Origin of the sequence: Leisingera coralii (assembly GCF_049056525.1) — a bacterium.
In the GTDB taxonomy this organism is placed as follows: domain Bacteria; phylum Pseudomonadota; class Alphaproteobacteria; order Rhodobacterales; family Rhodobacteraceae; genus Leisingera; species Leisingera coralii.
In genome coordinates this window covers 1-15203 of the sequence record NZ_JBHUPT010000018.1, presented here as the reverse complement: position 1 = coordinate 15203, position 15203 = coordinate 1, and the positions used below count along the sequence as shown (strand labels likewise).

Genomic DNA, 15203 nt, shown 5'->3' with positions numbered 1-15203 from the left:
CGCCACATCTGTTGCCATTCACCATATTGGCTGGAAGGACCAATTTTGCTCGAATCCGTGCAATTGATCGTATCATTTTGTGTTCACATTGTGACCTGTTTCCAAATCAGGCAGGAATTCCGCCCATGAACGGATTGATTGTTGAACACTTCGAACCAATCACCCTGGTTGGCGGCGGCGAGATCGCCTCCGGCGCGCTGGAGGAGGCCTTGGCGCTGGCGCCGGTGCTGGTAGCAGCTGACGGCGGCGCGGCAGCGGCGCTGGCCCGGGGGCATGTGCCGCAGGCGGTGATCGGCGATTTCGACTCGCTGAGCGACGCGGTGCGGGCGCAACTGCCGCCGGGGAGCCTGCACCCGGTGGCGGAGCAGGACAGCACCGATTTCGACAAGGCGCTGCGCTCCATCGGGGCGCCGGTGGTGCTGGCGGTGGGGTTTCTGGGCGCACGGGTGGATCACCAGCTGGCGGCCTTCAGCACGCTGATGCAGGGGTATGAGACGCCATGTGTGCTGATTGGCGAGACCGAGGTGATCTTTCACCTGACCGGTGAAGTGGAGCTGCCGGCCCGGGCCGGGGAGGTGATTTCGCTGTTCCCGATGCAGCAGGTGACCGGGCGGTCGGAGGGGCTGGAGTGGCCGATCGAAGGGCTGGTGATGTCGCCGATGGGGCGGATCGGCACGTCGAATCGGGCACTGGGGCCGGTGCGGCTGCTGCCGGACGGGCCGGGGCTGCTGATGATCGTGCCGCGGCGGCTGCTGCGGGATGTGATGGCAGCGCTCAGGCGGGATTGATGCGTTCTTCGGTTTCGGCGGGCTTGCGCTCGCGCATCACGGCATAAAGGCCTGCGCCGATGGTCAGCAGGATGCCGAAGGCGGCGAGCGTGTTGGGCAGCTCGGAAAAGATCAGCCAGCCGAAGAACACTGCCACCGGGATCTCCAGGTATTGCATCGAGGCAAGCGTTGAGGTGGGCGCGAAGCGCAGGCTCCAGGTCATCAGGAGATGCGCCAGGGTGCCGAGCGCGCCGGCGGCGGCCAGCAGGGACCAGGTGTCCTGCGGCGGCGGGGCTGTGGAGAGGGCCGCCACGCCGGCGGCATCGCCGATCAGGAGTACCGGGGCCAGCAGCACGGTGCCCATGACGCCGGCTACCGCCTGCACCGAGACCGGGTCGGTTTCCTTGGCGATCTTGCGGGTGATCAGCATGAACAGGGCAAAGATGACCGCCACCAGCAGCGGCCAGAGCGCGTTCCAGCCGACCGCGGCAAAGCTGGGCTGGATGACCAGCAGGGTGCCGGTGAAGCCGACGACGCAGGCGCCGAGGCGGCGCAGGCCGACCTCTTCGTGCAGCACGTATTTGCCCAGCAGGAGCATGATGAAGGGCATCACGAAGGCAATCGCTACCGCATCGGCCAAGGGCAGGTATTTGAAGGCGGTGAACATGGCGCCGATGCCGCCCATTTGCAGCAGCGTGCGCAGGAACAGCAGCGGCGCCACCCGGTGCGACAGGCTGAGCGGCAGCCGCAGGGCCAGGGCCAGCGGCAGCAGGATCGCGGCCTGGGCGGCAAAGCGGATGAAGACGATCTGGGCGACCGGCACCCGGTTGGTCAGCAGTTTGGCGATGGCATCCCCGAGAGGGATCACCAGGCAGAAGCCCAGCATCAGTGCGATGCCGAGAAGGGGCCGGTCCTGTGTCATGGCGGCAGGCTAGGCCTGCACAGTGAGAGGCGCAAGCTGGAGTTGCGGGGAAAGGAGAGACGTTGCGTCCCTTTTGGACGTGGCGCGCAGCGGCACGGCCCGCGCCTGACCTTCCCCCCGGTCAGGCGCATACGCGCCTAACCAAGGTCAGCCACGGGCCTTATGTCACGCTATCTTCTCAGGAAAGCGGAGTAACTCAGCAGTTCGGCACGTTCACGGCGAGGCCGCCGAGCGAGGTTTCCTTGTACTTGTCATGCATGTCGGCGCCGGTCTGGCGCATGGTCTCGATGCAGGCGTCCAGCGGCACGAAGTGCTGGCCGTCGCCGCGCAGCGCCAGCGACGCGGCGGAGACCGCCTTGATCGCCGCCAAGCCGTTGCGTTCGATACAGGGCACCTGCACCAGGCCCTTCACCGGATCGCAGGTCATGCCCAGGTGATGCTCCAGCGCGATCTCGGCGGCGTTTTCAACCTGTTCGGGCGTGCCGCCCATCACCGCACACAGGCCCGCGGCGGACATGGCGGCGGCCGATCCGACTTCAGCCTGGCAGCCGGCCTCGGCGCCGGAGATCGAGGCGTTATACTTGACCAGGCCGGCAATCGCGGCGGCGGTCAGCAGGAAGTCCTCGACATGGCTTTCCGACGCGCCCGGCACGTGGTCGAGGTAGTAGCGGATCACCGCGGGCAGGGTGCCTGCCGCGCCGTTGGTCGGCGCGGTCACCACCTGGCCGCCGGCCGCGTTTTCCTCGTTCACCGCCATCGCGTAGACGCTCATCCAGTCGTTGATGGTGTGCGGCGCGGTCAGGTTCATGCCGCGCTCTTTCATCAGCGCATCATAGATGCCCTTGGCGCGGCGGCGCACCTTGAGGCCGCCGGGCAGGATGCCGTCGCGCTCCAGCCCGCGGTTGATGCAGTCGTTCATCACCTGCCAGATGCGGGCGGTGCCCTTGGCGAGGCTCTCGGAGCAGCCGCGGGAGATCTCGTTGGCGCGCTTCATCTCGGCAATCGACTTGCCGCTGGCCTTGGCCATCTCCAGCATCTCAGCCGCGGATTTGAACGGGTAGGGGACCGGGTCGCCCTCGTCGGTATCCTTGCCTGCCGCCAGTTCCTCTTCGGTGACGACAAAACCGCCGCCGATCGAGTAGAACACCTGTTTCAGGATCACGTCGCCCTGGGCGTCGGTGGCCATCAGGATCATGCCGTTGGCGTGGCCCGGCAGCGCGTGATCGTAGTCGAAGATCATGTCGGCCTTGGGGTCGAAGTGCAGCTCGCCCAAGCCTTCGGGGTGCATGGTGTGGGTCTTGGCCAGCTCCGCCAGGAAGGCCTCAGCCTTCTCGTCATCATAGTCATGGGCGACAAAGCCGCCGAGGCCCAGGATGGTGGCGCGGTCGGTGGCGTGGCCGACGCCGGTGAAGGCGAGCGAGCCGTGCAGCGAGGCGCGCAGGCCGTGGAATTCAAAGGGCGAGGCGCGCATCATGTCGAGGAACCGCGCGGCGGCGACCATCGGCCCCATCGTGTGGGAGGACGACGGGCCGATGCCCACTTTGAACATGTCGAAAACGGAGAGGAACATTAGGTGGCTGATCCTTCTGGGGGATTGGCGTAGGCCGGGGATGTGAACGGGGTGGCGCCGAGGCCCTCGGCCTCGCGTGCCACGGTAACGGCGGGGCGGCCCTCCAGCCCGGCGCAGATCCGCTGCAGGCTGGGGTAATGGGCCATGACAAACCAGGATTTGTCGGCCCTGGAAGGATAAAGCGCCATCCAGCGCATCTGGCAGGCCAGGTAATAGTCCAGAACCGACGGCTGCGGCGCGCCGAGCCAGGAAGGGCGGTCGGCTGCGGCCTGGTCGAGATTGGTCAGATGCACATGCAGCCGCTGGCGCAGCACCTTTTGCAGCTGGGCCTGATCCCCCTTGCCGGGGCCGATGTATTTCTCGGGGTAGAACAGCATCCGCAGGTCGGCGTGCAGCGTGTTGGAGGCGAAGAACAGCCATTTCAGGAACGGTGCGCGGTCCGCACTGCCGGGCTGCGGCGCCATCGCGCCATGGCGTTCGGACAGCCACAGCAGGATGGCGGCGGTCTCGAACACCGGACCGTCGGGAGTTTCCAGCACCGGGATCAGCCCGCCCGGGTTCAGCGCCCGGTATTCGGCGCTGTTCTGCGCCTCTGCCCGGCGGTCGACCAGCACGGTTTCATAAGGCTGGCCAAGCTCCTCCAGCACCAGCCGGATGACCAGTGAGGCGTTGTCGGGGGCGTAATGCAGGCGGTATTCGGGTTTCATGGCGCAATGATATGACGCAGACGCGCAGTAAATGTGTCCGTTTCCGGCGTTTCCAATAGGAAACCCGCCTTTGTGATGCATGTTTCGCCGCCGCGCTGCCCGGCGGCGGAAAGCTGCCTGCGGCTCAGGTGCTTACTGCTTGCGCGCGGTGCAGACAAAATGGGTGAGCGACAGGAAGAAACGCCCCTCTGCGGCGAGCTCCTGCTGCTCCCGGGCCCAGGCGGCGGCGTCGTCGGCGTCGGTGGCGCCGATATCCACCGCAAAGGCGCGGATCAGCTGGATCATCATCGCCGCCAGCCCGTCGGGGCGCAGGGTGGTGTCACAGACGGTCAGCGGCCGGGTCTGGCGGACCTCAAAGCCGCAGCTGCGCAGCTCGGCGGGCAGTTTTGCGGGCAGATCTCGCACCGCCATGTGGCGGCCCCAGGCCTCCAGCATCCGTTCCATGCGCCGGGTGTTGTCGCTGTGCCAGGCCAGGGTGTCCCAGTGCATGTCCCCCACCACCAGAAGGCCGCCGGGCTTGAGCACCTTGTGCAGCGCGCGCAGGGCCGGGCGGCGGTCGGTCAGGTATTCGAACACCTGCAGCGCCGCGGCCTTGTCGAAGCTGGCCTCGTCAAACGGCAGCCGGGCGGCGTCGCCTTCGGTCAGGGTGGTGTTGCCGCGCCCGTCCAGCCGCTGGCGGGCGGCGGCCAGCATCTGCGGGCTGGCGTCCAGCCCGGTGACATGGCCGCCGCGGCCGACCGCGCGGGAAAGTTCCAGCGTCAGCAGCCCGTTGCCGCAGCCGACGTCCAGGATGCGCTCGCCCGGCTCCGGCGCCAGCGCGTCAAATGTCGCCCGCCGCCGCTGCGACACATCGGCGCCCTGATAGGCGTCCTCGAGCAGGCGTGTGGTCTCTTCGTCAAAGTTCAGCATGAAATTGGTCCCCTAGGTAAAAGAGCTTTAGGCCGCTGCCCCGGGATTTCCAGCCGGGCGCCGGATAACCGCCGCAAAACCCCTCTCGCACATGGGCGGCAAACTGCCTATAACCGCCGCAAACGCGTTTCACGGAGCCGAACACATGACCGGAGAACTGTCGCCCATCGACAAGGCGAAATTCGTAGCTGCCAAGCGGGCGGCCGAAATGGTGGAGGACGGGATGCGGGTTGGCCTCGGCACCGGCTCCACCGCGGCCTGGCTGGTGCGCTGCCTTGGCGAGATGGTGCAGAAGGACGGGCTGAAGATCACCGCCGTGCCGACCTCGTCGCGCACTGCGGCGCTTGCCCGCGACGTGGGCATCAACGTGGTGTCGCTGGATGAGGCCAAGTGGCTGGACATGACCATCGACGGCGCCGATGAGTTCGATGCCGACCTGAACCTGATCAAGGGCGGCGGCGGCGCGCATCTGCAGGAGAAGATCGTCGCCACCGCCTCGGACCAGATGGTGGTGATTGCCGATGCCAGCAAATCGGTCGAGACCCTGGGCGCCTTCCCGCTGCCGGTGGAAGTGCTGCCCTTCGGCTGGCAGAGCAGCCAGGCGCTGATCGAGGAAACCCTGGTGTCGATGGACGTGATGGGCCGCACCACCACCCTGCGGATGAATGGCGATGCGCCCTTCGTGACCGATGAGGGCAATTATATCCTCGACCTGCACCTGAACCGCATCGGCAACGCCCGCCAGCTGGCGCTGGTGCTGAACCAGATCCCCGGCGTGATCGAGAACGGGCTGTTCATCGACATCTGCGACACCGTGGTGATCGGCTATGGCGACGGCCGGGTCGAGGTGCGCGACATCAATGAAGGCACCGTCGAGAAGGACAAGCTGGATTTCGTCGAGAACGATAACCTGTTCACCGACCTGCAGGACTGAACCGGCCGGAGGGCAAGGCTGCGCCCCGCTGCTTCAAAGGCAGGGTTAGCGTGCTGCAAGCCGGATTCCTGCGAGGAATCCGGCCCGGTTTCCGGCGCGGAAACCGGGGGAGGGGAAACTAAAGGCGGCCGGCTGAAACGGGCCTGAAATCCTCGCAGGATTTCAGGACGGAATTCGCGCCGAACTCCGCCTCCTCCGGATGCGGTGGCCCTGGCGCAGGGGATGGGCGCCGTCCGCGGCTTGCCGGAATGCGGGTTTTCCGCCTCACAACCCTGTGCAAATTCAATGCAAAAGGTTGAAAGCGGTGCAAGAACGCCCACTTGCGCATATGGCGTTTGGTGCTCCGTTGTGGGATACCAGCACAAGACATGCAAAGGGCGGATATTCATGAGCTTTGATTACGATCTGTTTGTCATCGGCGGCGGCTCTGGCGGGGTGCGGGCAGCCCGTGTTGCGGCGCAGGAAGGCGCCAAGGTGGCGCTGGCCGAAGAGGACCGCTATGGCGGCACCTGCGTGATCCGCGGCTGCGTGCCGAAGAAGCTGATGGTTTTCGCCTCCGAATACGCCGGCATGGTCGAGGATGCCCAGGCTTATGGCTGGGACATCCAGCCCGGCGCCTTCAACTGGGACGCTTTCAAGGGCAAGCTGCACGCCGAGCTGGACCGGCTGGAAGGCATCTACCGCAATCTGCTGAAGAACAGCGGCGTCGAGAGCTTTGACAGCCGCGCCAAACTGGCTGATGCCCACACGGTTGAGCTGGCCGACGGCACCCGCAAGACCGCCAAGCACATCCTGATCGCCACTGGCGGCTGGCCGTCGGTGCCGGACTTCCCTGGCTCCGAGCTGGCGGTCACCTCGAACGAGATGTTCCACCTGGACAAGCTGCCCGAAACCCTGCTGATCGTTGGCGGCGGCTATATCGCCTGCGAGTTTGCGGGCATCATGAACGGGCTGGGCGTCAAGACCACCCAGTATTACCGCGGCGCGCAGATCCTGCGCGGTTTCGACGACGAGGCGCGCGGGCTGATCTCCGAGGAGATGTGCCAGGCGGGCATCGATGTGCATCTGGGCACCAACGTGCTGGAGATGCGCAAGGAAGGTGATAAGATCTGGGTCAAGTCGACCAATGGCCAGGAACGGCTGTTCGACAAGGTGATGTATGCCACCGGCCGCACCCCCAATGCCGATAACCTCGGCCTGGAGGAATTGGGCGTGGAGCGCGGCCGCAAGGGCGAGATCGTCGTTGACCAGTACAGCCAGACCTCGGTGCCGTCGGTCTATGCGATCGGGGATGTGACCGACAGGGTGAACCTGACGCCGGTGGCGATCCGCGAGGGCATGGCCTTTGTCGAGACCGTGTTCAAGGGCAACCCCACGAGCCCCGACCATGAGCTGATCCCGACGGCGATTTTCACCCAGCCGGAAATGGGCACCATCGGGCTGAGCGAGGAAGAGGCAAGCGAGCAGGAGCCGGTCGAGGTCTATGCAACCTCCTTCAAGCCGATGCAGCAAAGCTTTGCCGGACGGGCGCAGCGGGTGCTGATGAAGCTGATCGTCTCCAAGGCAACCCGCAAGGTGCTGGGCTGCCATATCGTCGCACCCGGCGCCGGAGAGATGATCCAGCTGGCCGGAATCGCCGTAAAAATGGGGGCGACCAAGGAAGATTTCGGCCGCACGGTTGCGGTGCACCCGACAATGTCGGAAGAGTTGGTAACGCTGAAGACTCCGGTGCGCTCGAGCTGAGACGCTGCACCGGCAATAACTGACAACACATGCCGCCTGTAATGAATGATCATGGGCGGCAGCAAACGGATAGGAGTGAAATGGCGGGCAATAGCGGTGGCCCATGGGGGGGCGGCGGCTCCTCCGGCGGCGGAGGAGGCAAGCGGGGCAACAACGGCAATGGCGGCGGCGGCCGCAAGCCGGACGAACCCCAGATCCCCGAAATCGATGAGCTGGTGAAGAAAGGCCAGGAGCAGCTGCGCGTGCTGATGGGCGGGCGCGGCGGCGCTGGCGGCGGCCGCGGCGGACGCGGCGGCCCGGGCGGCGGTGCGCCGCTGTTCACCAAGGGCACGATGGGCCTGGCGGCTGTTGCCGCAGTGGTCCTGTGGGGCTTTGCCAGCATCTACACCGTGAAGCCGGAAGAGCAGTCGGTGGAGCTGTTCCTGGGCGAGTATTCGGACACCGGCCAGCCGGGCCTGAACTTTGCCCCCTGGCCGCTGGTCACCTATGAGGTGATCCCGGTGCGGGTCGAGCAGACCGAGAACATCGGCGCCGGCGGGCGCGGCTCGGATGCGGGCCTGATGCTGACCGGTGACGAGAACATCATCGACGTCGATTTCCAGGTGGTCTGGAACATCTCCGATCCGGCCCAGTTCCTGTTCAACCTGCGCGACCCGCGCTCGACCATCAACGCGGTGTCGGAATCGGCGATGCGCGAGATCATCGCCCAGTCCGAGCTGGCACCGATCCTGAACCGCGACCGCGGCGCCATTACCGCCCGGCTGGAAGAGCTGATCCAGGCGACCCTGGACAGCTATGACAGCGGTGTGAACATCATCCGGGTGAACTTTGACGGCGCCGACCCGCCGGAGCCGGTGAAAGACGCCTTCCGCGAAGTGCAATCGGCCGGGCAGGAGCGTGACCGGCTTGAGAAGCAGGCCGACGCCTATGCCAACCGCAAGCTGGCGGGCGCCCGCGGCCAGGCGGCGCAGACGCTGGAAGAGGCCGAAGCCTACCGCGCCCAGGTGGTGAACGAGGCCCAGGGTGAGGCCAGCCGCTTCAGCGCGGTTCTGGCGGAGTACCAGAAAGCTCCGGAAGTGACCCGCAAGCGCCTGTACCTGGAAACCATGGAAGAAGTACTGGGCCGCGTGGATAAGATCATTCTGGATGAAACCGGAGGCGGCCAAGGGCAAGGCGTGGTGCCGTACCTGCCGCTCAATGAGCTGCGCAAGCCGCAGGAGGGCAACTGATGCGGAAATCGACTCTTCTTCTGCCGGTCCTGGTGGTTGCGGCAATTGCAGTGCTGTCGGCGATCTTCATCGTGGACGAGCGTGAAAAGGCGCTGGTGCTGCGCTTTGGCCGGGTTGTCGACATCAAGGAAACCCCGGGCCTGGCGTTCAAGGTGCCGGTGATCGACAACGTGGTGCGGTACGACGACCGCATTCTGAGCCTGGAAGTCGGTCCGCTGGAGGTCACCCCGCTGGATGACCGCCGCCTGATCGTGGATGCGTTCTCGCGCTACCGGATCGCCAATGTGGATACCTTCCGCCAGGCGGTGGGTGCCGGCGGTATCGGTGCCGCGGAATCGCGCCTGGACAAGATCATGCGGGCGCAGACCCGTGAGGTGCTGGGCTCCGTCAGCTCCAACGACATCCTGTCGTCGGACCGGGCCGCGCTGATGCTGCGGATCCGCAATGGCGCGATTGCCCAGGCCCGGGCGCTGGGTCTTGAGGTGATTGACGTGCGGCTGAAGCGCACCGACCTGCCGCAGGCCAACCTGGAAGCCACCTTTGCCCGGATGCGCGCCGAGCGCGAGCGGGAAGCGGCGGACGAGATCGCCCGCGGTGAAGAGGCGGCGCAGCGGGTGCGCGCCCAGGCCGACCGGACCGAGGTCGAACTGGTCTCCGAGGCGGAGCGCGAGGCCGAGGTGATCCGCGGTGAGGCGGACGCCGAGCGCAACGCGATCTTTGCCGAGGCCTATGGCCGGGATGCGGAATTCTTTGAATTCTACCGCTCGCTGAACGCCTATGCGAATTCGCTCTTGGCGGGGAACTCCTCGCTGGTGCTGTCGCCCGACAACGAGTTTTTCGACTACCTGAAATCCTCGGGCGGCAAGACGGCGACGCAGTAATGGGGTTCGTCCTCCTGGCCCTCGGGCTGGTGCTGATTGCAGAGGGGCTGGTGTACGCACTGGCCCCTTCGCTTGTGGAGCGTCTGCTGGAAATGCTGCGGATGCTGAGCGAGGAGCAGCGCCGCAATGCCGGGCTGGCGGCGCTGGCGCTGGGGCTGATCCTGGTCTGGCTGGCTTTCCTGCTCGGCTTCTGACAGGCCTTTGCGGCGCGCTGCGGCACACGCAGAATTTCAGCGAAAAGGTAATCTTTCCCTGCTAGGATGGCGCCAGCAGGGCACGCGCCCGCGGCTGCGGCCGGAAAACCGGGTCACGGCGGCTTTATTCCTTGCAACATTTGTTGCGGGCCGGGCGGAAGTTCCTACATTGGGTCCATAAGACTTCCCCGGTCATGCCTGGCGTTTGCGCCGGGCCGGGGGAGGAGAAAAATTAAACATGACAAGGAGTAGTTCCGTGCAGCCACAGGCAATTGCAATTTCCGGCCAGGCAAGCGGCAGGGGCGCGATGATGCGCATGGTCTGGCTTGCGGTGCTGAGCATGGCGGTTCTGCTGATGCAGGCGGTGACCGCGATGGCCCGGCCCGAGAGCCTGGCGCCGCTGGCCGAGCGGGTGAGCCCGTCGGTGGTCAACATCACCACCACCACCGTGGTGGAAGGGCGCACCGGGCCGCAGGGCATCGTGCCGGAAGGCTCGCCGTTCGAGGATTTCTTCCGGGAATTCCAGGACCGCAATGGCAATGGCAACCGGCCGCGCCGCTCCTCGGCGCTGGGCTCCGGCTTTGTGATCTCCGAGGATGGCTACATCGTCACCAACAACCACGTGATCGATGGCGCCGACGAGATCGAGATCGAGTTCTACCCGGGTGAGGGCCAGCCCAAGGACCTGCTGCCGGCCAAGGTGATCGGCACCGATCCCAACACCGATATCGCGCTCTTGAAGGTGCAGGCGCCGATGCCGCTGAAATACGTCAAGTTCGGCGACAGCGACACCGCCCGTGTCGGCGACTGGGTGGTGGCGATGGGCAACCCGCTGGGGCAGGGCTTCTCGCTGTCCGCGGGGATCGTGTCGGCCCGCAACCGCGAGCTTTCGGGATCCTACGACGACTACATCCAGACCGATGCGGCGATCAACCGGGGCAACTCCGGCGGGCCGCTGTTCAACATGGATGGCGACGTGGTCGGCGTGAACACCGCGATCCTGTCGCCCACTGGCGGCTCCATCGGCATCGGCTTCTCGATGGCGTCCAATGTGGTGGTCAAGGTGGTCGACCAGCTGAAGGAATTCGGCGAGACCCGCCGCGGCTGGCTGGGCGTGAAGATCCAGGATGTGGATGCCGATCTGGCCGAGGCGATCGGGCTGGACAAGGCGCGCGGCGCGCTGGTGACCGACGTGCCGGACGGCCCGGCAAAGGATGCAGGGGTGCTGGCCGGTGATGTGATCGTCAGCTTTGACGGCGTTGATGTGCGCGACACCCGCGGCCTGGTGCGCCAGGTCGGCAACGCCGAGGTCGGCAAGACCGTGCGGGTGGTGGTCTACCGCGAAGGCAAGACCGAAACCCTGCGGGTGACCCTGGGCCGCCGCGAGGATGCGGAGCGCGGCTCCTCCACCCCGGAGAGCGGCGGCAGCAAGCCGGATGTCTCCGAGAAGGAGCTGCTGGGGCTGTCGGTTGGCGTTCTGACCGACCAGCTGCGCGGCGAGCTGAACGTGGGTGAAAATGTCGAGGGGCTGGCGATCCTGTCGGTGGACGAGACCTCCGAGGCCTGGGAAAAGGGCCTGCGCGCCGGTGACGTGATCACCGAGGCGGGCCAGCAGAAGGTTGGCTCGATCAGCGAGCTGGAAGCCCGGGTCGAGGAAGCCAGGGAAGCGGGCCGCAAGTCGCTGCTGCTGCTGGTGCGCCGCGGCGGCGAGCCGCGCTTTGTGGCGCTGAACCTGGCGGACTAAACCGGCGGATCCAATCCGCGGAGCAAACAGGCAAGGCCGGGGCTGTTGCCCGGCCTTGCTTCGTTTCTGCCGTCCCCTTGATACCCGGAAGAGACCCTTGGCTGAGTGGCTGGCGGGGAACCGTTTCCCGGCGCGGGAAACGGCTCGGAAAACACGTCTTTTCCGGGCCGGAATTCTCGCAGAATTCCGGTGCCCTCCAAATTCGGTGGTGGTGCGTCTCCTGCTCGGCCGCCCGGGCATTTCGAGGCCGCCAAACAAGGGAAGAGCCATGTGCTGGCGGGCACATGGCTCTTGTTGGACAGGCAGCCATTGGGATGGAACGGATAATGGCTGACTATGAAGCGGTTATGGTGCGGCAGCGCCAAGGTTTCTGTAACCCGGATTACAGAGCGTGGTATTTCCCGCCACAGCAGTGAGAAAATTTCAAGGTCAGATGGAATCCGGCTCCGCCAGGACTGCCAGCTCAGCGCGGTCGAGGATCTGCACGCCGCCGCGGCTGATGCCGACCAGGCCGCTGCGCTTCCAGGCGGCCAGCGTCTTGGAGACCGCCTCGCGGGTGGCGCCGACAAATTCCGCCAGCTCGGCCTGGGACAGGGCCACCCGCCCGTCGCTGCCCTCGGGCGCCAGATACAGAAGCTTGCGCGCCAGCCGCACCGGCATCGGCAGGAACACCTGCTCGTTCAGCTGGGTGTTCATCCAGCGCATCCGCTGCCCGGCCAGCCGCAGCAGGTCGGCGGCCAGGTCGGGGTGCTGGCGGATCTGCTCCAGCACGTCGCCGCTGCGCAGGCGCAGCACCCGGCTGGGCTCGGCGGCGATGGCGGTGGCGGTGCGCTCGCCCGGGTCGAACAGGGTGATCTCGCCGAACACCGCGCCGGGGCGCATCATGTCGAGCGACAGCTTGCGGCCCGAGGCGGAGAGCACCGAGAACTCCAGCGCGCCCTCGGCAAGGGCATAAAGCGCATCGCCCGGGTCACCCTGCTCGAACAGAACTTCGCCCTGGCGCAGGCGCACCTCGGTGGCCTGGCTTTCCAGCATCCGGCGCAGCGGGCCTGAGGCGCCGGAAAGGAAGCCGGTATCGGGCAGGCGGGTTTTCAGCATGGCCAAATCTCTTTGCGTCTGGAGCCCAGTCCGGCGGACCTTAGCAGAGGGTTTGCTGCCGGGGAACCGGGGAACTGAACCGGCTGGTTCAGCCAGCCACTGCCACCAGCCCCAGCTTGCGGGCGGAGGTGAGCGACAAGGTGCCGCTGTCCAGCCCCAGCGGCGCCTGGTAGCGCTGCACGGCCTTTCGGGTGGCCATGTCCATCTGGCCGTGAATGGGGCCGCGGTAGAGCCTGCGGGCCGCCAGCGCCCGCTGCACAGTGCGGATGAAATCCGGGGTCATCGTGGCGGGGCAGGGGATCTCGAACCAGCGCTCCTGCCGCGGTATCACGATCTGCTGGCTGGTTTCGGTGCGGAAGATGGCGGGGCGGATGACCTGGCCGCTGCTGTCCAGCTGTGCCGGTTCCGCCAGCACCTGGCTGGTGACGGTTTCGATCACCGCGGGAGAGGTGTGCTTGCTCCAGCAGCTGTCCGGCGGCGCGCCGGGCGGCGCGTAGCGGCCGTCGCGGGAGACATTGCTGCCGGGGCTGCCTGGCTGCGGCTGGACACAGGCGGTCAGCGCCGCCAGGGCGGCCAGCAGCAGCGCGGGCGCAAGGCGCCTGCAGGGTGTGTGGAGGGGTGGCGTCATGCCCGGATGCCTTTGTCAGCGTGCCTCAGGTCGGCGCCCCTGTCCGTGCCGGGCGCTTTTGCTTTGGCGGCAGCCTAGCCCAGTTCCGGCCCTTGCGCAAAGGCCGGATCGTCCTGGCGGCCCTGGTCCGCCAGCAGGAGGTCGAGCATGGGGGAGATATCCTCGACCGTCTCGGCAATCACATGGGTGACCGAATGCGCCCGCTGCAGCCGCCCGGTGACGCGCAACAGCCGCCCGGAGATCACCGCGCGGCGGAAGGCCTCGTAGATCTTGCGCCAGACGATCACGTTGACGACGCCGGTTTCGTCCTCGAGCGTGACGAAGATCACCCCCTTGGCGGTGCCGGGGCGCTGGCGCAGGATCACCAGCCCGGCGACGGTGACGCGGGCGTTTTCCGGCGGCTCCTGCAGCCGGGCGGCAGGCAGGCAATGCGGCGGGCGCGGCCAGGGCCGGGCACGGCCGGCCGCTGCGGGGGGCGGTGCGGCGGCGGGCGGGGCTGAGGCGGCTGCAGAGGGGGCTGGCATGAGGCAAACAGGCTCCGCGGTTGAGAAATTTCCGGAGTGAACAAATATAGAACATCTGCCTGGAAAGTCCAGCAGCGGCAGCCCGGGGTCGCAATTGGGGCTGGCACCGGCGCAGGGGCTTGGCTACACAGTCGTCCAAGTACCGGAAAAGGGAAGAGAGCTGACAATGGCAAAGATCACTTACATCGAGCACAACGGCACCAGCCATGTTGTGGATGTCGCCAGCGGGCTGACCGTGATGGAAGGCGCGCGCGACAACAATATTCCGGGCATCGAGGCCGATTGCGGCGGCGCCTGCGCCTGCTCGACCTGCCATGTGTATATCGCGCCGGACTGGGTCGAGAAGCTGCCCGCCAAGGACGACATGGAAGAGGACATGCTGGATTTCGCCTACGAGCCCGATCCGGCCCGCTCGCGCCTGACCTGCCAGATCAAGGTGACCGACGATCTGGACGGTCTGGTGGTGCATATGCCCGAAAAACAGATCTGATGGCTGCCGGGCCGGCGGCGCGGCGTCTGCGGATGCGCGCCCGGCCCGGTTCCGCCCGCCGCGCTTGGGCAGCGCTGTGCCTGGGGCTGCTGGGGGGGCTTGCACTGGTCTGCGGGCCGACTGCAGCGCAAACAGGCCCCGGCGGCATTGGCCATTGGCCGCCAGGTTTGGCGGATGAAATCTACTCGTCCGAATTCACCGGTCCGACAAACCGCTATGCACACGGGGTTTTGGGGGATGAGATCGAATGGTCCGGGCTGTCTCTGCGTTTCTCCGGGCGGAACGGGGAGGCTCGGGGCTTCAGGACCGCACTTCCCGGGGATCACGTCTTTGAAGACCTGCAGCCGCGCCTGGTGGATTTGACTCTCGATGGCCGCCCCAATGCAGTGATGGTGGTCGAAACCGATGTGAATCTTGGTGCCGCGCTGGCCTTGTATGGCGCAGAGGGCAAGATTGCCGAAACCCCGCATATCGGCCAGAGCCACCGCTGGCTTGCTCCCATCGGCGCCGCGGACCTGGACGGCGACGGGCATGTGGAGATCGCCTATATCGACCGCCCGCATCTGGCCAGGATCCTCCGCATCTGGCGGTTCAGGGACGGCAAGCTCACCGAGGTTGCCAGCGCGCCCGGCCTGACCAATCACCGGATCGGCCAGGATTTCATCACCTCCGGCATCCGCGACTGCGGCCAGGGGCCGGAACTGGTGACGGTCAGCAGCGACTGGCGCCGGATCATGGCGTCCCGGCTGCAGGATGGCGAAATCTCCACCCGGGACACCGGCCCCTTCCGCCCTGGAACAGGCGTGCAGGACGCCTTGGCCTGCCGCTGAGCGCTGCCTGCGCCGCGCATTGGCGCGGCGCCC

Annotated in this window: 16 protein-coding genes; 9 read left to right on the top strand and 7 right to left on the bottom strand. The window is 66.4% G+C overall.

Features of this window, described 5'->3' with window-relative positions; all coding sequences use genetic code 11:
* Nucleotides 1–125 precede the first annotated feature (125 nt).
* Nucleotides 126–788, top strand: a complete 663-nt coding sequence (locus ACFMBG_RS07400; protein WP_421054066.1) for a thiamine diphosphokinase — start codon at nt 126–128, stop codon at nt 786–788.
* On the opposite strand, the gene ACFMBG_RS07395 is transcribed toward ACFMBG_RS07400, so the two are convergent.
* The 4 genes from ACFMBG_RS07395 to ACFMBG_RS07380 form a co-directional block, all read right to left on the bottom strand.
* Nucleotides 775–1689 (bottom strand): DMT family transporter, encoded by a 915-nt coding sequence (locus ACFMBG_RS07395; protein ID WP_421054065.1) that lies wholly within the window; start codon nt 1687–1689, stop codon nt 775–777. The genes ACFMBG_RS07400 and ACFMBG_RS07395 overlap by 14 nt on opposite strands.
* A 196-nt stretch (nt 1690–1885) precedes the next feature.
* Entirely contained in the window at nt 1886–3259 is a 1374-nt protein-coding gene (locus tag ACFMBG_RS07390) for an L-serine ammonia-lyase (protein ID WP_421054064.1), read from the bottom strand.
* Nucleotides 3259–3966, bottom strand: a complete 708-nt coding sequence (locus ACFMBG_RS07385; protein WP_421054063.1) for a glutathione S-transferase family protein — start codon at nt 3964–3966, stop codon at nt 3259–3261. Before ACFMBG_RS07385 ends, ACFMBG_RS07390 begins: the two co-directional genes overlap by 1 nt.
* Nucleotides 3967–4098: 132 nt before the next feature.
* The gene (locus ACFMBG_RS07380; protein WP_421054062.1) at nt 4099–4875 is read right to left on the bottom strand and encodes a methyltransferase domain-containing protein; all 777 of its coding nucleotides are present in this window, start codon (nt 4873–4875) and stop codon (nt 4099–4101) included.
* Between the two features lie 145 nt (nt 4876–5020).
* On the opposite strand from ACFMBG_RS07380, the gene rpiA reads away from it, so the two are divergent.
* The 6 genes from rpiA to ACFMBG_RS07350 all read left to right on the top strand — a co-directional run bounded on the left by rpiA (nt 5021) and on the right by ACFMBG_RS07350 (nt 11600).
* On the top strand, nt 5021–5809 hold the full coding sequence (rpiA, locus tag ACFMBG_RS07375; protein ID WP_421054061.1) for a ribose-5-phosphate isomerase RpiA: 789 nt from the start codon (nt 5021–5023) through the stop codon (nt 5807–5809).
* Between the two features lie 387 nt (nt 5810–6196).
* Nucleotides 6197–7552, top strand: a complete 1356-nt coding sequence (gene gor / locus ACFMBG_RS07370) for a glutathione-disulfide reductase (RefSeq protein ID WP_421054060.1) — start codon at nt 6197–6199, stop codon at nt 7550–7552.
* An 80-nt stretch (nt 7553–7632) separates the two neighbouring features.
* On the top strand, nt 7633–8781 hold the full coding sequence (gene hflK, locus ACFMBG_RS07365; protein ID WP_421054059.1) for an FtsH protease activity modulator HflK: 1149 nt from the start codon (nt 7633–7635) through the stop codon (nt 8779–8781).
* The gene (hflC, locus tag ACFMBG_RS07360) at nt 8781–9662 is read left to right on the top strand and encodes a protease modulator HflC (RefSeq protein ID WP_421054058.1); all 882 of its coding nucleotides are present in this window, start codon (nt 8781–8783) and stop codon (nt 9660–9662) included. The genes hflK and hflC overlap by 1 nt, the downstream gene beginning before the upstream one ends.
* Nucleotides 9662–9856 (top strand): DUF2065 domain-containing protein, encoded by a 195-nt coding sequence (locus ACFMBG_RS07355; RefSeq protein ID WP_259958806.1) that lies wholly within the window; start codon nt 9662–9664, stop codon nt 9854–9856. Before hflC ends, ACFMBG_RS07355 begins: the two co-directional genes overlap by 1 nt.
* A 307-nt stretch (nt 9857–10163) precedes the next feature.
* The gene (locus tag ACFMBG_RS07350; protein WP_421054057.1) at nt 10164–11600 is read left to right on the top strand and encodes a Do family serine endopeptidase; all 1437 of its coding nucleotides are present in this window, start codon (nt 10164–10166) and stop codon (nt 11598–11600) included.
* A 429-nt stretch (nt 11601–12029) separates the two neighbouring features.
* Here the strand turns inward: ACFMBG_RS07350 and ACFMBG_RS07345 are convergent, their stop codons facing one another.
* From ACFMBG_RS07345 to ACFMBG_RS07335, 3 genes are all read right to left on the bottom strand, one after another.
* A complete protein-coding gene (locus tag ACFMBG_RS07345; protein ID WP_421054056.1) occupies nt 12030–12698 on the bottom strand; it encodes a Crp/Fnr family transcriptional regulator in 669 nt (222 codons plus the stop codon).
* An 88-nt stretch (nt 12699–12786) separates the two neighbouring features.
* The gene (locus ACFMBG_RS07340) at nt 12787–13326 is read right to left on the bottom strand and encodes a peptidoglycan-binding domain-containing protein (RefSeq protein WP_421054055.1); all 540 of its coding nucleotides are present in this window, start codon (nt 13324–13326) and stop codon (nt 12787–12789) included.
* A gap of 74 nt (nt 13327–13400) precedes the next feature.
* Nucleotides 13401–13850, bottom strand: coding sequence for an OB-fold nucleic acid binding domain-containing protein (locus tag ACFMBG_RS07335; protein ID WP_421054054.1), 450 nt, complete (start codon nt 13848–13850; stop codon nt 13401–13403).
* A 166-nt stretch (nt 13851–14016) separates the two neighbouring features.
* On the opposite strand from ACFMBG_RS07335, the gene ACFMBG_RS07330 reads away from it, so the two are divergent.
* Both ACFMBG_RS07330 and ACFMBG_RS07325 read left to right on the top strand, forming a co-directional pair.
* The gene (locus ACFMBG_RS07330) at nt 14017–14340 is read left to right on the top strand and encodes a 2Fe-2S iron-sulfur cluster-binding protein (RefSeq protein WP_421054053.1); all 324 of its coding nucleotides are present in this window, start codon (nt 14017–14019) and stop codon (nt 14338–14340) included.
* Nucleotides 14340–15170, top strand: a complete 831-nt coding sequence (locus ACFMBG_RS07325; RefSeq protein WP_421054052.1) for a VCBS repeat-containing protein — start codon at nt 14340–14342, stop codon at nt 15168–15170. The genes ACFMBG_RS07330 and ACFMBG_RS07325 overlap by 1 nt, the downstream gene beginning before the upstream one ends.
* The last annotated feature ends 33 nt before the right edge of the window (nt 15171–15203 follow it).

Coding starts and splice junctions, on each gene's coding strand:
- ACFMBG_RS07400 (WP_421054066.1), top strand. CDS start 126: ATGAACGGATTGATTGTTGAACACTTCGAACCAATCACCCTGGTTGGC.
- ACFMBG_RS07395 (WP_421054065.1), bottom strand. CDS start 1,689: ATGACACAGGACCGGCCCCTTCTCGGCATCGCACTGATGCTGGGCTTC.
- ACFMBG_RS07390 (WP_421054064.1), bottom strand. CDS start 3,259: ATGTTCCTCTCCGTTTTCGACATGTTCAAAGTGGGCATCGGCCCGTCG.
- ACFMBG_RS07385 (WP_421054063.1), bottom strand. CDS start 3,966: ATGAAACCCGAATACCGCCTGCATTACGCCCCCGACAACGCCTCACTG.
- ACFMBG_RS07380 (WP_421054062.1), bottom strand. CDS start 4,875: ATGCTGAACTTTGACGAAGAGACCACACGCCTGCTCGAGGACGCCTAT.
- rpiA (WP_421054061.1), top strand. CDS start 5,021: ATGACCGGAGAACTGTCGCCCATCGACAAGGCGAAATTCGTAGCTGCC.
- gor (WP_421054060.1), top strand. CDS start 6,197: ATGAGCTTTGATTACGATCTGTTTGTCATCGGCGGCGGCTCTGGCGGG.
- hflK (WP_421054059.1), top strand. CDS start 7,633: ATGGCGGGCAATAGCGGTGGCCCATGGGGGGGCGGCGGCTCCTCCGGC.
- hflC (WP_421054058.1), top strand. CDS start 8,781: ATGCGGAAATCGACTCTTCTTCTGCCGGTCCTGGTGGTTGCGGCAATT.
- ACFMBG_RS07355 (WP_259958806.1), top strand. CDS start 9,662: ATGGGGTTCGTCCTCCTGGCCCTCGGGCTGGTGCTGATTGCAGAGGGG.
- ACFMBG_RS07350 (WP_421054057.1), top strand. CDS start 10,164: ATGATGCGCATGGTCTGGCTTGCGGTGCTGAGCATGGCGGTTCTGCTG.
- ACFMBG_RS07345 (WP_421054056.1), bottom strand. CDS start 12,698: ATGCTGAAAACCCGCCTGCCCGATACCGGCTTCCTTTCCGGCGCCTCA.
- ACFMBG_RS07340 (WP_421054055.1), bottom strand. CDS start 13,326: ATGACGCCACCCCTCCACACACCCTGCAGGCGCCTTGCGCCCGCGCTG.
- ACFMBG_RS07335 (WP_421054054.1), bottom strand. CDS start 13,850: ATGCCAGCCCCCTCTGCAGCCGCCTCAGCCCCGCCCGCCGCCGCACCG.
- ACFMBG_RS07330 (WP_421054053.1), top strand. CDS start 14,017: ATGGCAAAGATCACTTACATCGAGCACAACGGCACCAGCCATGTTGTG.
- ACFMBG_RS07325 (WP_421054052.1), top strand. CDS start 14,340: ATGGCTGCCGGGCCGGCGGCGCGGCGTCTGCGGATGCGCGCCCGGCCC.